At 72.4% G+C, this 17,800-nt stretch carries 12 protein-coding genes; 4 read left to right on the top strand and 8 right to left on the bottom strand.

Going from position 1 to position 17,800, the window contains the following annotated elements:
• Positions 1–6: 6 nt before the first annotated feature.
• Complete coding sequence (leuA, locus tag JJJ15_RS00170) at positions 7–1,785, bottom strand: 2-isopropylmalate synthase (RefSeq protein WP_200511026.1); 1,779 nt, start codon at positions 1,783–1,785, stop codon at positions 7–9.
• Positions 1,786–2,108: 323 nt separating this feature from the next.
• On the opposite strand from leuA, the gene JJJ15_RS00165 reads away from it, so the two are divergent.
• From JJJ15_RS00165 to JJJ15_RS00150, 4 genes are all read left to right on the top strand, one after another.
• A complete protein-coding gene (locus JJJ15_RS00165) occupies positions 2,109–2,966 on the top strand; it encodes an ABC transporter ATP-binding protein (protein ID WP_200511025.1) in 858 nt (285 codons plus the stop codon).
• A complete protein-coding gene (locus JJJ15_RS00160; protein ID WP_200511024.1) occupies positions 2,963–3,799 on the top strand; it encodes an ABC transporter permease in 837 nt (278 codons plus the stop codon). Before JJJ15_RS00165 ends, JJJ15_RS00160 begins: the two co-directional genes overlap by 4 nt.
• Positions 3,799–4,023, top strand: coding sequence for a helix-turn-helix transcriptional regulator (locus JJJ15_RS00155; protein ID WP_106108995.1), 225 nt, complete (start codon positions 3,799–3,801; stop codon positions 4,021–4,023). Before JJJ15_RS00160 ends, JJJ15_RS00155 begins: the two co-directional genes overlap by 1 nt.
• 362 nt (positions 4,024–4,385) lie before the next feature.
• The gene (locus JJJ15_RS00150; protein WP_348641480.1) at positions 4,386–5,867 is read left to right on the top strand and encodes a sugar porter family MFS transporter; all 1,482 of its coding nucleotides are present in this window, start codon (positions 4,386–4,388) and stop codon (positions 5,865–5,867) included.
• Between the two features lie 98 nt (positions 5,868–5,965).
• Here the strand turns inward: JJJ15_RS00150 and JJJ15_RS00145 are convergent, their stop codons facing one another.
• From JJJ15_RS00145 to JJJ15_RS00115, 7 genes are all read right to left on the bottom strand, one after another.
• Positions 5,966–9,529, bottom strand: a complete 3,564-nt coding sequence (locus tag JJJ15_RS00145) for a proline dehydrogenase family protein (protein ID WP_200511022.1) — start codon at positions 9,527–9,529, stop codon at positions 5,966–5,968.
• A 228-nt stretch (positions 9,530–9,757) separates the two neighbouring features.
• Complete coding sequence (gene era, locus JJJ15_RS00140; RefSeq protein ID WP_200511021.1) at positions 9,758–10,834, bottom strand: GTPase Era; 1,077 nt, start codon at positions 10,832–10,834, stop codon at positions 9,758–9,760.
• 238 nt (positions 10,835–11,072) lie between these two features.
• Positions 11,073–12,347, bottom strand: coding sequence for a hemolysin family protein (locus JJJ15_RS00135; protein ID WP_200511020.1), 1,275 nt, complete (start codon positions 12,345–12,347; stop codon positions 11,073–11,075).
• Positions 12,344–12,802: an rRNA maturation RNase YbeY gene (gene ybeY / locus JJJ15_RS00130; protein WP_106108990.1), complete on the bottom strand. Its 459-nt coding sequence runs from the start codon at positions 12,800–12,802 to the stop codon at positions 12,344–12,346. The genes JJJ15_RS00135 and ybeY overlap by 4 nt, the downstream gene beginning before the upstream one ends.
• Entirely contained in the window at positions 12,792–13,874 is a 1,083-nt protein-coding gene (locus tag JJJ15_RS00125; RefSeq protein WP_200511019.1) for a PhoH family protein, read from the bottom strand. Before JJJ15_RS00125 ends, ybeY begins: the two co-directional genes overlap by 11 nt.
• Before the next feature lie 187 nt (positions 13,875–14,061).
• On the bottom strand, positions 14,062–15,996 hold the full coding sequence (locus tag JJJ15_RS00120) for an ABC transporter ATP-binding protein (protein WP_200511018.1): 1,935 nt from the start codon (positions 15,994–15,996) through the stop codon (positions 14,062–14,064).
• Positions 15,989–17,761: an ABC transporter ATP-binding protein gene (locus JJJ15_RS00115; RefSeq protein WP_200511017.1), complete on the bottom strand. Its 1,773-nt coding sequence runs from the start codon at positions 17,759–17,761 to the stop codon at positions 15,989–15,991. The genes JJJ15_RS00120 and JJJ15_RS00115 overlap by 8 nt, the downstream gene beginning before the upstream one ends.
• Positions 17,762–17,800: the final 39 nt, after the last annotated feature.

Below are 17,800 nucleotides of genomic sequence, written 5' to 3'. Positions count from 1 at the left end.
TCCGCCTCAGCGCAGGGCGCGGTTGACCGCGGAGATGACGGCCCTGAAGGAGGAGGTGGTGATGGAGGGGTCGATACCCACGCCCCACAGGACCTGGCCGTCCACCTCGCACTCGACGTAGGAGGCGGCCAGGGCGTCGCGCCCCTGGCTCAGGGCGTGCTCGGCGTAGTCCAGGATGCGCACGTCCACCCCGGTGGACTCCAGGGCGGCGACGAAGGCGTCCAGGGGGCCGTTGCCCGAGGCGGTCAGCAGCCGCCGGGCGCCGCCGTCGCGCAGGGTGACGGTGAGGACGGAGTCCTCGTCCTGGCTCTGGGTCAGGGTCGCCCCCGTGAGCGCGAAGCGGCCCCAGGGGGCCAGGTCGGCCCCGGGGGCGGCCTTGGCGGGCAGGTACTCGTCGGTGAAGATCGTCCACAGGGTCGCGGCGTCGATCTCCCCGCCGTAGGTGTCCGCGTGCCGCTGGACAATGCGGGAGAACTCGATCTGGAGGCGGCGGGGCAGCTCCAGGTTGTGCGTGGTCCTCAGCAGGTAGGCCACGCCGCCCTTGCCGGACTGGGAGTTGACGCGCACCACGGCCTCGTAGGAGCGGCCCACGTCGTGGGGGTCGATGGGCAGGTAGGGCATGGACCAGGTCACCGCGGTCTCGGCGCCCTCGGCGTCGAGCCCCTCGGCCCGGGCGGCCTCGACCTGCTTGGCGCGGGCGGCGAAGCCCTTCTTAATGGCGTCCTGGTGGCTCCCGGAGAAGGAGGTGTAGACCAGCTCGCCGACGTAGGGGGTGCGCGGGGGCACGTCCATGCCGGTGGAGCGCTCCACGGTGCGCCGCACGGCGTCGATGTCGGAGATGTCGAGCATGGGGTCCACGCCCTGGCTGAAGAGGTTGAGGGCCAGGGTGACCAGGTCCACGTTGCCGGTGCGCTCGCCGTGGCCGAACAGGCAGCCCTCCACCCGGTCGGCCCCGGCCAGCAGGCCCAGCTCGGCGGCGGCCACCCCGGAGCCGCGGTCGTTGTGGTTGTGCAGGGACAGGCACACGTGCTCCCGGTGGGGCAGGTTGCGGCTCATCCACTCGATCTGGTCGGCGTAGACGTTGGGGGTGGCCCGCTCCACGGTGGCCGGCAGGTTGATAATGATCTCCCGGTCCTCCCCCGGCTGCCACACCCCCATGACGGCCTCGCAGACCTCCAGGGCGTACTCGCGCTCGGTGTCCACGAAGATCTCCGGGGAGTACTCGAAGCCGAAGACCGTCTCGTCGCCCAGGACCTTCTCGGCCCGGGCCAGCACCTGGCGGGTGCCGTCCACGGCGAGCTCGCGGATATCGTCCCGGCCCATGCGGAAGACGACCTCGCGGAAGAGCGGGGACAGGGCGTTGTAGAGGTGGACGGTGGCCCGGGGTAGGCCCACGCAGGCGTCCAGGGTGCGGTCAATGAGGTCCTCACGGGACTGGGTGAGCACCGAGACGGTCACGTCCTGGGGCACGGCACCGTCCTGGACCAGGGAGCGCACGAAGTCGTAGTCGGTCTGGGAGGCGGCGGGGAAGCCGATCTCGATCTCCTTGAACCCCATGTCCACCAGCAGGTCGAAGACGGCGCGCTTGGCGGCGGGGCCCATGGGCTCGATGAGGCTCTGGTTGCCGTCACGCAGGTCGGTGCTCAGCCACCGGGGGGCGTGGGTGATGCGCCTGGTGGGCCAGGTGCGGTCGGGCAGGTCCGTGACCACCGTGTCCAGGAAGGGCCTGTACTTGGCGTACGGCATGCCGGAGGGCTGCTGGGGGGCGGGGCGGGCGGTGCGCATCGGGGACTTCTCCTGACGTGGTTGTGTGCCCGCTGCAGGCGCCTGCCGCGGGCCTGGCCGGGCAGGGGGCGTCAGCCGCGGTCGGGGTGCCGGCCGTTCAGGCCCCGCCGCGGCGACTAAGCAGGAGGCCCGCCCCCGGGCGCGTGGTCGCTCGCACGGAGACGACGTTACCGCAATGACGCGCCGCGCGTCGCGTGGCCGGGGCCGGGCCCCACCGGGAGGCAGGCGGAGGGAGGCAGGGACACACAGGAGGTAGCGGACTCCTCCGTCATTCTGTAGCATGTGTACTACATCTAATGGCATACCTACTGAGGAGGTTTCTGTTGCCCCCTGCTGTCATCACCACGGAGAGCCTGGAGTTCTCCTACGGGGCGGAACCGGTCCTGCGGGGCCTGAGCCTGTCGGTCGAGGCCGGCGAGGTCGTCTGCCTGCTGGGCCCCAACGGGGTCGGCAAGACGACCCTGGTGGAGAACCTGCTGGGCTCCCTGACCCCCACCGCCGGCTCGGTCCGGGTCCTGGACACCGACCCGCGCCGGGCGGGCGCCGCCTTCTGGGCGCGCGTGGGCCTGGTCCAGCAGAACTGGACCGACCACCCCAAGTGGCGGGTGGTCGACCAGCTGGAGTGGATCCGCGCCATCCAGCTGACCGCCTCCCCCGACGTCATGGGCACCTCCGAGGTGCTTAACGCCGTCGGGCTGGCCGACAAGGCGACCTCCCGCCTGTCCCGCCTGTCGGGCGGGCAGCGGCGCATCATCGACTTCGCCGCCGCCCTCATGGGCCGCCCCGAGCTGCTCGTCATGGACGAGCCGACCACGGGCCTGGACCCGGCCTCCAAGGCCCACCTGCACGACCTCATCCTCCAGTGCGTGGACGACGACAACGCCACCGTCCTCATGACCACCCACGACCTGGCCGAGGCCGAGCGCATCGCCTCGCGCGTGCTCATTATGAGCCGGGGGCGCGTGATCGCCGACGGGACTGTGACCGCCCTGCGCGAGCGCCTGGGCCACGACGCCGAGGTCACCTGGGTCCAGGACGGGGAGCACCACGTCCACGCCACCGCCGCCCCCGAGCGCTTCCTGGCCCAGCTCGACCTGGGCGCCATCACCGACCTCACCATTACCCGCCCCACCCTGGAGGAGACCTACCTCGCCCTGGTGAACAAGGAGGAGCAGTCATGACCATGCGCACCGTCCCCGCCGTCCTGCACGCGGCCGCCCGGCAGGCGGCCAGCGACCTGCGGCCGGTCATCCTGGGAACGGGGGCCATCTCGCTGCTGTTCACGGCCGTCCCCGTCATCCTGGTCGGCAGGCTCAGCAACGGCGCCGTCGACGCGGCTACGGCGTTCGGCCCCATGTTCGTCGCCGGCAGCATCGGCGCGTTCAGCTGCTTTATCACCATGCAGATCGTCGGGGAGACCTACGGCGACCGCGTCGGAGGCGCCCTGCTGCGGGTGCGCATCCTGCCCCACGGCCCGGCCGTGTGGGCGCTCGGCAAGACGATCTCCACCATTGCGAACACCATAGCGATCCAGGCGGCCATGCTCCTGGCCGCCGTACTCTTTGTCGACCTGCCCCTGAGCGCGTCCCAGATCCTGACCTGCCTGCCGCTCATCGCGCTGTCCGCCGTCGCCTCGGCCCCCCTGGGCTTCCTCATGGGCGCCCTGGCACGGGGCGTCTACAGCATGCTGGTCACCTACCTGGTCATCTTCGCCCTCGTACTCACCAGCGGCGTCCTCTTCCCCCTGACCTGGCTCCCGGGCTGGGCCCAGGGGATCCAGCTGGTCCTGCCCACGTACTGGTCGGGGCACCTGAGCCGGTGGGCGCTGGCGGGCGACCCGGCCTGGGAGATCGGCGGGGCCTTCGCCCCGGCCCTGGCCGCAGGGGTCCTGGCGGCCTGGGCCGTCGTCGGCTTCGCGGCGGTGCCCGCGGTCATCCGCCGCTCCTTCCGCAGGGAGAGCATCGGTACCCTGTCCCGTATGCAGTCCACTATCCGCTCGCAGTCGGGCCTGTAATGGCCGAGGAGAGCGTCCACAACCGGATCGCGGTCCTGCGCGCCGACCGCAGGGTCAGCCGCCGCGAGCTCGCCCAGGCCCTGGGTGTGCACTACCAGACGGTGGGCTACCTGGAGCGCGGCGAGTACGCCCCCTCCCTGCACCTGGCGCTGCGCATCGCCCGGTACTTCGACGTGCCCGTGGAGTCGGTGTTCTCCCTAGAGGAGTTCCCCCGCCTGAGGTGAGACCAGGCCGCCGAGCGCCCCCGCGGGCCGAGCCAGGATCCGTCCCCCGCCGCGTGCCGCCCTGCCGACCAGGAGGGCGGCACGCGCGCGTGCCCGCCGCCTGGTCCCCTTAAGACGCACACCGCTACAACTTGACATGTGTTACACACCATATTTTACTTGCTGGTATGTCCCTCCCGACGTCGGGAGGGGACCCGCCCCAGCCGTGCGCCCACCGCGCAGGGCCCTCGGTGCCGGTCACCGGCACCCTCGTGCGGGGAGACTACCAACGGCACGCAGGGCCGTCGGCACCTCCCCCGCCCCGTGTACGCCGACGCCTGCGCGCAGGCCCGCTGACTCCTATCGGCCCAACTCTCTCCGACGTGCTGCACAACAGCGTGAGCACGCACCACCCCACCCCAGGAGAAGTCACAACTATGAACCCACTCGTCCTACGATCATCCATTGTCGCAGCAGTCGGAGGACTCATCTTCGGTTTTGACACCGCGGTCATCTCCGGAGCCCAGAGAGGCATTATCGCGCACTTCGGCATCACCGAGACCCGGTACGGCTTCGTGGTGGCCACTGCGCTCATCGGCACCATTATCGGGGCCGTGATCGCCGGCAGGCCCGCCGACCGCTACGGGCGCAAGCGCGTCCTGGTGTGGATCGGCTTCCTCTTCCTCGCCGGGTCCCTGCTCACGGCCATCTCCCCCAACCTGTGGCTCCTCATGGCCTTCCGGCTCCTGGGAGGCGTGGGCGTGGGCATGGCCAGCGTCCTGTCGCCCATCTACACCGCGGAGATCGCCCCGCCCTCAAAGCGCGGCCGCCTGGTGGGCCTGGTGCAGCTGTCCGTGGTCATCGGTATCCTGACGGCCTACCTGTCCAATGTCGTGGTCCTCAAGCTCGTCCCGGCGATCGTGTCCGGCGACCCGACAACGGTCGAGTGGCGCTACATGCTGGCGGCCATGGCCATCCCCACGCTGATCTTCCTGGCCCTGCTGCCCACCATCTGCGAGACCCCGCGCTGGCTCATCGGCCAGGGCCGCATCGCCGAGGGCGAGGCCGTCGCCCAGCGCCTGACGGGCGACGAGGAGGAGGCCGCCACCATGGTCGCCGAGGTCCGCGCCCAGATCGAGCAGGACCGGGCCCTCAACGCCACCAAGGCACCCTTCTTCGTCAGGCAGAACCGCAAGGTCATCCTCCTGGCCATCGCCATCGCGGCCTTCAACCAGCTCTCGGGCATTAACGCCGTCCTGTACTACGCCCCCGAGATCTTCAGGCTCGCCGGCTTCGACACGACGGCATCCTTCCTGCAGTCCGCCGGCATCGGCCTGGTCAACCTGGTGGCCACCGTGGCGGCGGTGTCCATTATCGACCGGGTGGGCCGGCGCAGGCTCATGCTCATCGGGACCGTGGGCTACCTGGTCTCCCTGGGGACCCTGGCGGTCCTCTTCCTCACCGTCATCAAGAGCAACAACGCCGATGGCTCCACCGGCAGCCCCGGCGGGGCCTCCTACCTGGTGCTCGCGGCCCTGGCCCTGTTCATCGCCTCGCACGCCTTCGGCGAGGGGTCGGTCATCTGGGTCTTCCTGTCCGAGATCTTCCCCTCGCGCATCAGGGCCCGGGGACAGTCGCTGGGCTCGCTGACGCACTGGACCGCGGCCGCGATCATTACCTGGCTCTTCCCCGGCGTCGTGGCCAGGATCGGGCCGGCGGCCGGCTTCGGCTTCTTCTTCGTGTGCATGGTGGGCCTGCTGTTCTGGGTCATCCTCGTCATGCCCGAGACCAAGGGGGTCGCCCTGGAGGACATGGACGAGTACCTGGGCCTGGAGGAGCCCAAGACGGCCAGCGCGAGCCGGTAGGCCCGTCGCGCGCCTGCAGCGCGCGACGAGGCCGGTAGCGGGGGCGGGGGGCCGAGCGGATTGGCCCCCGCCCCCGCTGCCGTTTAAGGGCCGGTGCCCTAGAGCAGCCCGGCGGCCAGGTCCAGCGGGGTGCCGAAGCGGTGGGCGGTGACCGACACGGCCTGCTCACGCAGGAAGGGCAGCAGCTCGGTGTGCGGGCAGGCGGTCACCGCGCCGGTGTACAGGGCGACGTCGGGGCTGCCGGAGGTGGCCCGGCAGGCCTGCTCCCACCGCTCCCGGGCCGACTGGGTGCGCGGGCCGAGGATCCGCACCCGCGCCCCCTGGGGGCCGCAGGCGGCCGTGTCGGCCAGGCGGGCGCTCCACACCCGGCCCCGCTCCACGGCCACCACCACCCCGGCACCCGTCAGGGCGGCGCCCAGCTCCGGGGGCAGCGGCTCGGCCACCGACAGGCTCAGCGGCCCCGCGGCGCGCACGCCGGCCGCCAGGACCCGGACCAGGTCGGCCAGGTGGGTGCCGGCCTCGGCCCGCACGACCACCGCGGTGGGCCGGTAGCGCAGGACGTTGCGCTCGCACACCAGGGCGCCCACGTCCCGGCTGCGCCCGTAGGCGTTCTCCCAGGCCTCGGCGTCGGCCAGCAGCGCCTGGTGGAGGAACACGGAGTCCTCACGGCCCAGGCCGGAGCGGACGGCGTCGTAGACGGCCCTGACCCCTCCGTCCAGGTGCGCCCGCAGGTCCCCGGCCCCGGGCGGGGCGGCGTCGGCGGCCACGACCTCCCCCAGGCCCAGCAGGTAGCTGGGGCCGCCGGCCTTGGTGGTCGCGCCGATCGCCGAGCGCTTCCAGCCGCCGAAGGGCTGGCGGCGCACAATGGCGCCGGTAATGCCGCGGTTGACGTAGAGGTTGCCGGCCTGGACGCCCTCCAGCCAGGTGGCCAGCTCGTCGCGGTCAAGGGTCTGCAGGCCCGAGGTGAGCCCGTAGTCCACGGCGTTGACGACGTCCACGGCCTCCTGGAGGGTCTCCACGCGCATGACCCCCAGGACCGGGGCGAAGTACTCGGTGAGGTGGAACTCGCTGCCGGGGGCCACCCCCACGCGGATGCCGGGGCGCCACAGCCCGCCACCCAGGTAGCGGGGCTCGAGCACCCAGCGCTCACCGGGCCCCAGGGTGGTCAGGCCCCGCAGGGCCTTGGGGTCGTCGGGCACGACGGCCGGGCCGACCTGGGAGTCCAGGTGCGCGGGGCCGAGCACCCGCAGGGAGGCGGTGGCGTCAACGAGCTGTCGGGCCAGGCGCGCGGAGCGGCCCGCCGAGCCCACCAGGACCAGCAGGGAGGCCGCCGAGCACTTCTGCCCGGCGTGGGCGAAGGCGGAGGCCACCACGTCGCGCACCGCCAGGTCCGGGTCGGCCGAGGGGGTGACCACAATGGCGTTCTTGCCGCTGGTCTCCCCCAGCAGGTGCATGTCCGGCCTCCAGGAGCGGAAGAGGCGGGCGGTGTCGTAGGAGCCGGTGAGGACCACGCGCCCCACACCCGGGTGGGTCACCAGGTGCCGGGAGACCTCGCCGTCCTCCACGGGGGCCAGGACCAGGACGTCAGCGGGCACGCCCGCGTCGTGCAGGGCCCGCACGAGCTCGGCGGCGCAGCGGCGGGCCGGGGGCGCCGGCTTGAGGACGACGCCGCTGCCGGTGGCCAGGGCCGCCACGGTGCCGCCCACGGGGATGGCCAGCGGGAAGTTCCAGGGGGAGGCGACCACGGTCACGGCCACGGGCTCGAAGCGCGCCCCCACCAGGTAGGCGGGGTCCTCCAGATCCAGGGCGGCGGCCGCGTAGTGGTGGCAGAAGTCAATGGCCTCACTGACCTCCGGGTCGGCCTGGTCAATGGTCTTGCCGGCCTCGGAGGCGGCGACCTCAATGAGCTCGCCGCGGCGGGCGGCCAGGACGTCCCCGGCGTGGTGGAGGACGGCGGCCCGCTCCCGGGCCCCCAGCGCGGCCCAGTCGGCGGCGGCCCGGGCCACGGAGGCGAGGACGGCGTCGACGTCGGCGGTGGTGGCCCAGGCCCCCTGGGCGTCCTGGACCGCCTGGGCGCCGCGCGTGGAGGTGGGCACGGCCTCGGCGATACCACGGGCCCAGCGGCGGTTGGCCTCCAGGGACGGGTCGGAGTCGGGGGTGGAGGCAAAGGGGCGGCTGGAGCGCTCCTCCAGGCTCCCGGTCGGCTCGGGCACCCCGGCCCCGGCCTCGGCCAGGCGGTCCTGGACCCGGCGGGGGGCGGGTGAGGGCGCACCGGGGTCGAGGTCGGCCAGGGAGGCCAGGAAGCGGTCGCGCTCACGGGCGAACACGGACCCGTCGGTGGCCAGGGAGAAGACCCCGGACATGAAGTTCGCGGGGGCGGCGTTCTCCTCCAGGCGGCGCACCAGGTAGGAGACGGCGACGTCGAACTCGTGGGGGTGGACCACGGGGACGTAGAGCAGCAGGTGCCCCACGTCACGACGCACCACCTCGGCCAGGTCGGTGGCCATGCCCGAGAGCATCTCGAACTCCACGGCGTCGGCCTCCTCCAGGCGGGCGGCGCGCAGCTCGTAGGCGAAGGCGATGTCGAAGAGGTTCTGCCCGGCCACGCCCAGGCGCACGTTGGCGGTGCGCTCGGGGGTCATGGCCCAGGTGAGCATGCGCTTGTAGTTGGTGTCGGTGGCCTGCTTGGTGGGCCAGGTGGTCAGCTCCCAGCCATGGATCTCGGCGTCCACCCTCTCCATGGACAGGTTGGCGCCCTTGACCACGCGCACCTTGACCCGGGCCCCGCCTCCCGCCACCCTCCGGGCCGCCCAGGCCTGGAGGCGCTCCATGGCGGCCGGGGAGTCGGGCAGGTAGGCCTGCAGGACGACGCCGGCCTCGTAGTCGCGCAGGTCCTCCTGGTCGAGGATCCCGGTGAAGACCGCCAGGGTGAGGTCGAGGTCCTTGTAGTCCTCCATGTCCAGGTTGACAAAGGTGCCGTGGTCGCGGGCCAGGCGGTACAGGGGGCTGAGGGCCTCCACGCCGTGGGCGACGACCTCGGTAAAGCCCCAGGGGTTGTGGGGGCCGGTGACGGCCGAGACCTTGACGGAGACGTAGTCCACGTCCTCGCGGGTGACCAGGCGGGAGACCTCGGCCAGGCGGCGGGCGGCCTCCCTCTCCCCCAGGACCGCCTCCCCCAGGAGGTTGACGTTGAGGCGGTTGCCCCCGGCGCGCAGCCTGGCCAGGGCGGGGCCCAGGCCCCGGTCGGTGGCGTCGACCACGAGGTCGCCCACCAGCTCCCGGAAGGTGCGGCGGGCCACGGCGGCCACGGCCCTGGGGGCCAGGCGGGCGGCCGCGCCCCCCAGGCCCATGGCGGCGGCCAGGGGGACGGGCAGGAAGTCGGTGCGCCCGGCGGCGAGCCTGGTCAGGGCCGCAGCGGCCACGTCGAGGTCGGCGGGGCGCACCACGTCGTCCACGAAGCGGGTGGTGAAGCCCAGGCCCTCGGGGTCGGCCAGGACGGAGGACAGGAGCCTGGCGGTGCGCGGCGTGGGCTCGTTGACGGACTCGTCGGCCCAGCGGCGGGCCCGCTCCACTGCTTTGAGACCAAGGTCCCACAGGTGGTCGGGGCAGCGGCGCTCCCGGGCGGAGGGCGGACAGGTGGGGCCGGAGACGGGGGCCTTCATGGGGGGATGCCTTTCGCGAGGCGTGCGGTTACCCCCACAGTGTGCGTCATTGTGGCGTTCTACGCACCTATATTACGAGGTGTCGCCTCGGGGGCGCCCGGGCGGAACCAGGGCGCGGGGCCCGGGGGCGACGGGCAGGGAGGTGGCGCAGACGCCGACACGACTAGGACCACAGTCCCTGCCAGGGGCGCTGACCAGCGGAGTCAGTCGGCACGCCGCCGCCCGCGCTCAGAAGCCGAGCCGGGCCAGGGCCCTGGGGTCGGACTGCCAGTCCCTGGCGGTGCGCACGTGCAGGTCCAGGTAGACCCTGCGACCCAGGAGCCGCTCGATCCCGGCGCGGGCGCGCACCCCCACCTCCTTGAGGCGGGCCCCGCCCCGCCCGATGACAATGGCCTTCTGGGAGTCACGCTCCACGACCAGGCTCACCCGCACCTGGAGGCGGTTGCCCGACCCCTTGACACGGCTGCCCCGCTCGCGGGCGGAGCGGGGGTCGACGATCTCGTCCACGACCACCGCCAGGGAGTGCGGCAGCTCGTCACGCACCCCCTCCAGGGCGGCCTCGCGCACGAGCTCGGCGACCATGACCTCCACGGGCTCGTCGGTGACCTCCCCGGTGGGGTACAGGGGCGGGGAGGGGGGCAGGTGGGAGGCGAGCACGTCGGTCAGCACGCCGACCTGCTCGCCGCGCACGGCCGAGACCGGGACGATGTCCGCCCAGTCCCCCAGCGCGTCCACGGCCAGGAGCTGGGCGGCCAGGGCCTGGCGGCTGACGGTGTCCGTCTTGGTGACCACGGCGACCACGGGGGCGCGCAGCCCGGCCAGGTCGCGGGCGATGTAGCGGTCACCCGGCCCGATCCTCTCGTTGGCCGGCAGGCAGAAGGCGATGACGTCCACGTCCGCCAGGGTCTCGCGGACCAGGTCGTTGAGCCGCCTGCCCAGCAGGGTCCTGGGACGGTGGAGCCCGGGGGTGTCCACCAGGACCAGCTGGGCGCCCTCGCGGTGGACGACGCCGCGCACGTTGTGCCGGGTGGTCTGGGGGCGGCCGGAGGTGATCGCCACCTTGGTGCCCACCAGGGCATTGGTCAGGGTGGACTTACCCGTGTTGGGGCGCCCGACCAGGCACACGAAGCCGGCGCGGAAGCCCTGAGGGGCCTCGGGGACCTCCACGCGCGCCGAGGCGGGCAGGGGCTCGGGGGCGCCGTCGGGCCGCGGGCCGTTGGGAGGGCGGATGGGCGCGGGCTCACCGGCGGTGGTCTCGGCGCCGGCACCGCCGTCGCCGGTCTGCTCGCTGGCTGGGTCGCTCATGGGCGCTGTCCTCTCTGGCCTCTCTGGGGGCTCCGCCACGCACCGGCGTGCCCGCGCTGCGGGCGGCCTGGCGCCGGGGCGAGGTCTTACGGGTACCACCCGGTAGTCTGCCACGCCCTCGGTGCGGCAGGCGCAGCCGGCCCGGGTAGCAGGCGGCCCCCGCCCCGTTGAGAGCCCGCGGCGCGAGTGCGGGCCCGGGTAGCGGGCGGCCCGGGAGGCGGGGCGCGCCGGCGGGCCGCTACCCGGAGGCGGGCCCGGGGTCGCGGCTGGCAAGGAGGGTGGCGACCTGGCGGCGTCGCCCCATGGCCTGCTCGGCCTCCAGGCGCAGGCCCTGGGCGTAGCCCACCGCCCCGGGCAGGGGGACCCGGCCGACGGCCTTGGTGAGCAGGCCCCCGGCGGTGTCCACGTCGTCGTCCTCGACCTGGGTGCCGAAGAGCTCCCCGAGCTCGTCCAGGCCTAGGCGCACCGGGACCCGGTAGACGCCCCCGCCCAGGTCCTCGGCCTCCGGCTCGGCGTGGTCGTGCTCGTCGGTCAGGTCGCCGACGACCTCCTCCAGCAGGTCCTCCAGGGTCACCAACCCGGCGGTGCCCCCGTACTCGTCCACGGCCAGGACCATGTGGACGTGGCTGACCTGTATCTCGCGCAGGAGGTCGTCGGCGAGCTTCGTCTCCGGGACGTAGACGGCCTCCCTGGCGTAGGAGCCCACCTCGTGGTGCTCGCGCCCGGGGTCCTCGGTGACGTGGCGCAGCACGTCCTTGAGGTAGAGGATGCCGCGCACGTCGTCGGCGTCCTCCCCCACCACGGGCACGCGCGAGTAGCCCGAGCGCACGAACAGGCGCAGCGCGGAGGCCATGGTCTTGGCGGCGTCAATGGTGACCATGTCGGTACGGGGCACCATGACCTCGCGCACCAGGGTCTGCCCCAGCTCGACCACGCTGCGCAGCATCTGGCGGTCCTCGTCCTCGATGGACTGCGGCTGCCCGATCTCGTCGATCATCTCACGCAGCTCCTGGCCCACGACCTCCCGGGCCTCGGCCTGGGTCAGGGTGGAGGAGCGCCCGAAACGCTGCTCCAGCCAGCGCCAGGGGGCCCCCAGGGAGTTGACCCGCAGCAGCAGGCCGGCCAGGACCAGCAGGACGCCCTCGGGGTCGCGCCGTCCCAGGGTGCGCGGGGACAGGCCCACGACCCCGCCCAGCAGCAGGGTGTTGAGCACCAGCGACACCCCCAGGACCTGCCACCAGGAGGTCAGGACGCTGGCGACGGCCAGGGTCAGCAGGATCGCGGCGAGCATGTACACCGCCACCCGGGTGCTGCCCACGGTGGTCAGCACCTGGCTGCGGCGTCGGGTCAGCTCCACGACCTGCTCCGACCCCCGGTGCCCCTGGTCCACCAGGTCCTCGGCGGCGGCCCGGGTCATGCGCACCAGCGCCGACTCCCCCGCGGCCAGGACGGCCCCGAGGGCGAGCGCCGTGACGGCGCAGAGCACCAGGAAGGCGACCGGCACGTGGCTCATGCCTGCCGCTCCGCCAGGAAGGTCAGCAGCAGGGTGCGCTGGAGCTCGAACATCTCCTGCTTCTCCTTGGGCTCGGCGTGGTCGTAGCCCAGCAGGTGGAGGATGCCGTGGGTGGTCAGCAGCAGCATCTCCTCCACCGTGGAGTGCCCGGCCGCCAGGGCCTGCTGGGCGGCCACCTGGGGGCAGATGACAATGTCGCCCAGGGTCCCCGGCGGGGTCTCGGAGCCGGGTGTGCCCGGGCGCAGCTCGTCCATGGGGAAGCTCATGACGTCGGTGGGGCCGGGCAGGTCCAGCCAGCGCAGGTGGAGCTCGGCCATGGGGTCGGGCTCAATGAAGATGATATTGAGCTCGGCCATGGGGTTGACGTGCATGGCCCGCAGCACGTGGTCGGCCAGGGCGGCGAACTCGGCGCCGTCGATCTGGACGTCGGTCTCGTTGTTGACCTCAGTGGTCATGCGCGGTTCTCCTCACGGCTGCGGCGGGCTGGTTGCGGGGGCGGGCCCCGGGACGGTAGCGGCCCTGGCGGTGGCGCCCGCCCTGCCCCGCCGCCAGGGCGGCCGCCTCGGCGTCGTAGCGGGAGTAGGCCTCGATAATGCGGCCCACCAGGCGGTGGCGCACGACGTCGGCCGCCCCGAGCTCGCAGAAGCGCACCCCCTCCACGTCCTGAAGGATACGCCGTACCACGACGAGCCCGCTGGGGCGGCCCCCGGGCAGGTCCACCTGGGAGGTGTCCCCGGTGACCACCATCTTGGAGCCGAAGCCCAGGCGGGTGAGGAACATCTTCATCTGCTCGGGAGTGGTGTTCTGGGCCTCGTCCAGGATGACGAAGGCGTCGTTGAGGGTGCGTCCGCGCATGTAGGCCAGGGGCGCCACCTCGATGGTGCCGGCGGCCATGAGCCGGGGCAGGGCCTGGGGCTCGAGCATGTCGTGCAGGGCGTCGTAGAGGGGGCGCAGGTAGGGGTCGATCTTGTCGGTCAGGCTCCCGGGCAGGAAGCCCAGGCTCTCCCCGGCCTCCACGGCGGGGCGGGTCAGGATAATGCGGGAGACCTGCTGGCGGGCCAGGGCGTCCACGGCCTTGGCCATGGCCAGGTAGGTCTTGCCGGTCCCGGCCGGGCCGACGCCGAAGGTGATGGTGGACTCCTCAATGGCGTCGGTGTAGGCCTTCTGCCCCAGCGACTTGGGGCGGATGGTGCGGCCGCGGGCGGTCAGGACGTCCTCGGCCAGGACCTCGACGGGGCGGGCGGCGGCCTCCAGCAGGCTGATGGCGCGCTCGACGGCGTCCGCGCCCAGGGGCGTGCCCGTGCGGGCGACGTCAATGAGCTCGCTGAGCAGCACCATGACGGTGTCCACCCGGGGCGCCTGACCGCTGACGGTGACGGCGGTGCCGCGCACGTGGATGTCCACGTCCGGGAACCCCTTCTCGACGGCGCGCAGCACCTCGTCGCGGGCGCCGAGGATCTGGACGGGGGCGAGGTCGCCGGGCAGGACGAGGGTGCGGGTGGTACCGGTGGTGGGGCTGTCTGTCATTGTGGCCTGATCCTATGCGTGAGGCGCCCGGAATCGCGTGCGCCGCCACCGGGCGCCGCGCCGCGGCCTGCGGGCCCCGCGCCGCCGGGCGCCGCCCCCACCCCACCGCCGGGCGCCGCGCCACCACCGCCGAGCCTGGCCCCACCACCTGGCGCCACCTGCGGCCCCGCCGGGCGCCGGGCGGGGGTCAGGCAGGGTCGAACTGGCTGTTGTACAGCGCGGCGTAGGCCCCGCCGCGCTCCAGGAGCTCGGCGTGGGTGCCGGACTCCTTGACGTCCCCGCCCTCGAGGTAGAGGATGAGGTCCGCGTTCCTGATCGTGGACAGGCGGTGGGCGATGACGAAGCTCGTCCGCCCCTGCATGAGGCGGTCCATGGCCGCCTGGACCTGGATCTCGGTGCGGGTGTCCACGGAGGACGTCGCCTCGTCCAGGATGAGCAGGGGGGCGTCCTTGACCATGGCCCGGGCAATGGTCATGAGCTGCTTCTGGCCCGCCGAGAGGGTGACCGTCTCGTCCAGGAGCGTGTCGTAGCCCTGCGGCAGCTGGCGGACCAGCTCGGTGATCCCGGTGGCGGCGCAGACCTCGTCCAGGCGCTCGTCGTCCACGCCCTCGACGTCGTACACGAGGTTCTCCCGCAGGGTCCCCTGGAAGGTCCACGTGTCCTGGAGGACCATGCCGAACATGTCGCGCAGCTGGGCGCGGGTCATGGCCGTCACGTCGTGCCCGTCAATGCGGATCGACCCGGAGTCGGCCTCGTAGAAACGCATGAGGAGGTTGACGATGGTGGTCTTCCCCGCCCCCGTGGGCCCCACGATGGCCACCTTCTGGCCGGGCTCCACCCGTGCGGAGAAGTCGTGGAGGACGACGCGGTCCCTGGTGTAGCCGAAGCGCAGGTGCTCCACGTCCACCGCGCCGCGCACCACCTCCCCCGGGCGCGGCGCCCCCGCCGGGTCGTCGCTGGTGATCTCCGGCCCCATCTCCTCCTCGTTCAGCAGGGTGAAGACGCGGCGCGCCGCCGCCGTCATGGGCTGGATGGAGGCGGCCACCTGGCCGACGGTCTGCAGGGGCTGGGTGAACAGGCGGATGTAGACCATGAAGGCCACGATCGTGCCGAACTCGATGGAGCCGTTCATGGTCAGCACGGCGCCCACCACGCAGACCACCACGTAGGAGAGGTTCCCGATGAAGATCATCAGCGGCATCATGAGGCCCGAGAGGAACTGGCTCCTCCAGGCGGAGTCGTAGAGCTCGGTGTTGCGCTCGTGCATGACGCGGGCGGCCCGCTCCTCGCCCCGGAAGGCCTTGACCACGGTGAAGCCGCCGTAGGTCTCCTCCACGTGGGCGTTGAGCGCACCGAGCTGCTCCTGCTGGCGCTGGAAGTACCGCTGCGACCTGCCCATGATCCCCATGGTCAGGGCCATGCCCAGCAGTGCCGAGGTGATGCCGGCCAGCGCGAGGACCCAGTTGGTCCACAGCATCATGACGGTGCTGCCCACCAGCAGGGCCGCCGAGGAGACCAGGGAGGACATGGACTGGTTCATGGACTGGCTCATGGTGTCCACGTCGTTGGTGACCCGGGACAGGACGTCGCCGGTGGACCGCGAGTCCAGGTAGCTCAGCGGGAGCCGGTTGAACTTGCGTGACAGGTCCTGGCGCACGGCGCGGGTGGTAGACTGGACCACGTTGGCCATGAGGTAGCCCTGGACGTAGTTGAGCACGAGCCCCAGGGCGTACAGGAGGGCCAGGACCGTGGTGAGGCGCCCGACCCGGGCCAGGTCGACGCCGCCCGTGAGCCCCTGCGCCACGATGTTCGTGATCCTGGAGAGCTGGGAGGGGCCGACGAGGTTGAGGACGGAGCCGCCCAGCGCCATGAGCGCCGAGACACAGATCGTCCACCGGTAGGGCCGCAGGTAGGCCTTAAAGCCCTCCCGGACGGGGTGGCGGGCCACGAGGCGGGGACGCAGGGCCGGGGCCGCCTCCGCTACCTCCTGGCCCGGATCCGCCTCGGTCCGGACCTCGGCCCGGTCGTCGGCCGGGCTGGTGGGCAGGCCGGTGGGGCGGGCGTCGGCCTGGTCGTCGGCCAGGCCGGTGGGGCGGGCGGTCCTGTCGGTGGTGTCAGGCACGGAGCTCCTCCTTGCTGAGCTGAGAGCTGGCGATCTCCTGGTAGGTGGGGCAGGTGGCGAGGAGCTCCGCGTGGGTCCCCTGGCCCACCACCCGGCCGTGCTCCAGGACGATGATCTGGTCGGCGTCGCGGATGGTGCCGATGCGCTGGGCCACCACGAGGGTGGTGGCGCGCGGGTCGCGTCGGGCCAGGGCGCGGCGCAGGGCGCGGTCGGTGGTGTAGTCCAGGGCCGAGAAGGAGTCGTCGAAGATGAGGATCCCGGGGCTGGCGGCCAGGGCCCGGGCAATGGACAGGCGCTGGCGCTGCCCGCCGGAGACGTTGGTGCCGCCCTGGGTGATGGTGGCGTCGGCCCCGCCCTCCATCTCGGCGACGAACCCGGAGGCCTGGGCGGTCTCCAGGGCCTGCTCGACGGCGTCACGCCCCTGCTCGGTGAGCTCGTCCCCACGGGGGTAGGCGACGTTGGAGGCCACGGTCCCGCTGAACAGGTAGGCGCGCTGGGGCACGTAGCCGATGCGGCCGCGCAGGTCGTGCAGGCTGTAGTCGCGTACGTCCCGGCCGTCCACCAGGACGCGTCCGGCGGTGACGTCGGCAAGGCGGGGGACGAGGTTGACCAGGGTGGACTTGCCGCTCCCGGTGGCGCCGATAAAGGCGACCGTCTGGCCGGGGGCGGCGGTGAAGCTGATACCGGTCAGGGCGTCGTCGCCCGCCCCCGCGTAGCGGAAGGACACGTTCTCGAAGGTGACGGTGCCCGGTGCGGCCGCGTCCTGACCGGGTGAGGCCGCCCGGGGGGCGTCGGCGACGCTGGGCCGGGTGCTCAGGACCTCGGTAATGCGGCGGGCGGAGACCTGGGCGCGCGGCAGGAGGATGAAGACCAGCGTCAGGAGCATAAAGGCCATGACCACCTGCATGGCGTAGTTCGAGAAGACCACCATGTCCGCGAAGAGGGACACGCGCTGCGGGCCGGCGGCGGCCTCCACCAGGTGGGCGCCAATGGCGTAGACCGACAGGGTCAGGGTCGAGGAGATAAAGGTCATGCCCGGGCTCATGATCGCCATGACCCGGTTGGCCACGAGGTTGTTGCCGGTCAGGTCGTCATTGGCGTCGGCGAACTTGCGCTCCTGGTAGGCCTCGGCGTTGTAGGCGCGCACCACGCGGATACCGGTGAGCTGCTCGCGCGAGACCCGCCCCAGGACGTCGGTCAGGCCCTGGATGCGCTGGAAGCGCGGGATGGCCACGGCGATGATGACGCCGAGCATCATGCACAGGACGATGACGGCCACGCCCGTGGCGGTGGTCCACTCCCAGGCCTTGTCCGCGATCTTGAGGATCGCCCACACCGCCAGGATGGGGGCCTTGACGACCGCCTGCATGCCCATGGCGATGACGTTCTGGATCTGGGTGACGTCGTTGGTGGCACGGTTGATCAGGCTCGGTGCCGAGAAGCGGCCGACCTCGGCGTCGGAGAAGGCCAGGGAGTGGTTGAAGACCTCCTCGCGCAGGGTCCGGGCCAGGCCCGCGGCGATGCGTGCGGCGAGGTAGCCCACCACGACCGCGCAGACCAGGGAGCCCAGGGCGCAGGCGAGCATGTAGCCGCCCTGCTTGAGCACCTCGCTCATGGCCGAGTCCTCGGTGGTCACCAGGGTGGTAATGGTGGACATGTAGTCCGGGAGCCTCAGATCCAGCCAGACCTGGAGCACGATAAAAATGAGGGCGGCGCCCGCCATCTGCCTCTGCCTGGAGGAGAGGCGTCTCAGGACGTTCAGCATGTGCGCTCCTTGCGTGTGGCCGTGCGGCCGGGGTGGAAA

The sequence above is a fragment of the Actinomyces sp. HMT897 genome (genome assembly GCF_016626125.1).
Taxonomy (GTDB): Bacteria; Actinomycetota; Actinomycetes; order Actinomycetales; family Actinomycetaceae; genus Actinomyces.
Note: the sequence above shows the minus strand (reverse complement) of the source record. Positions and strands in the feature narration are given on the sequence as shown.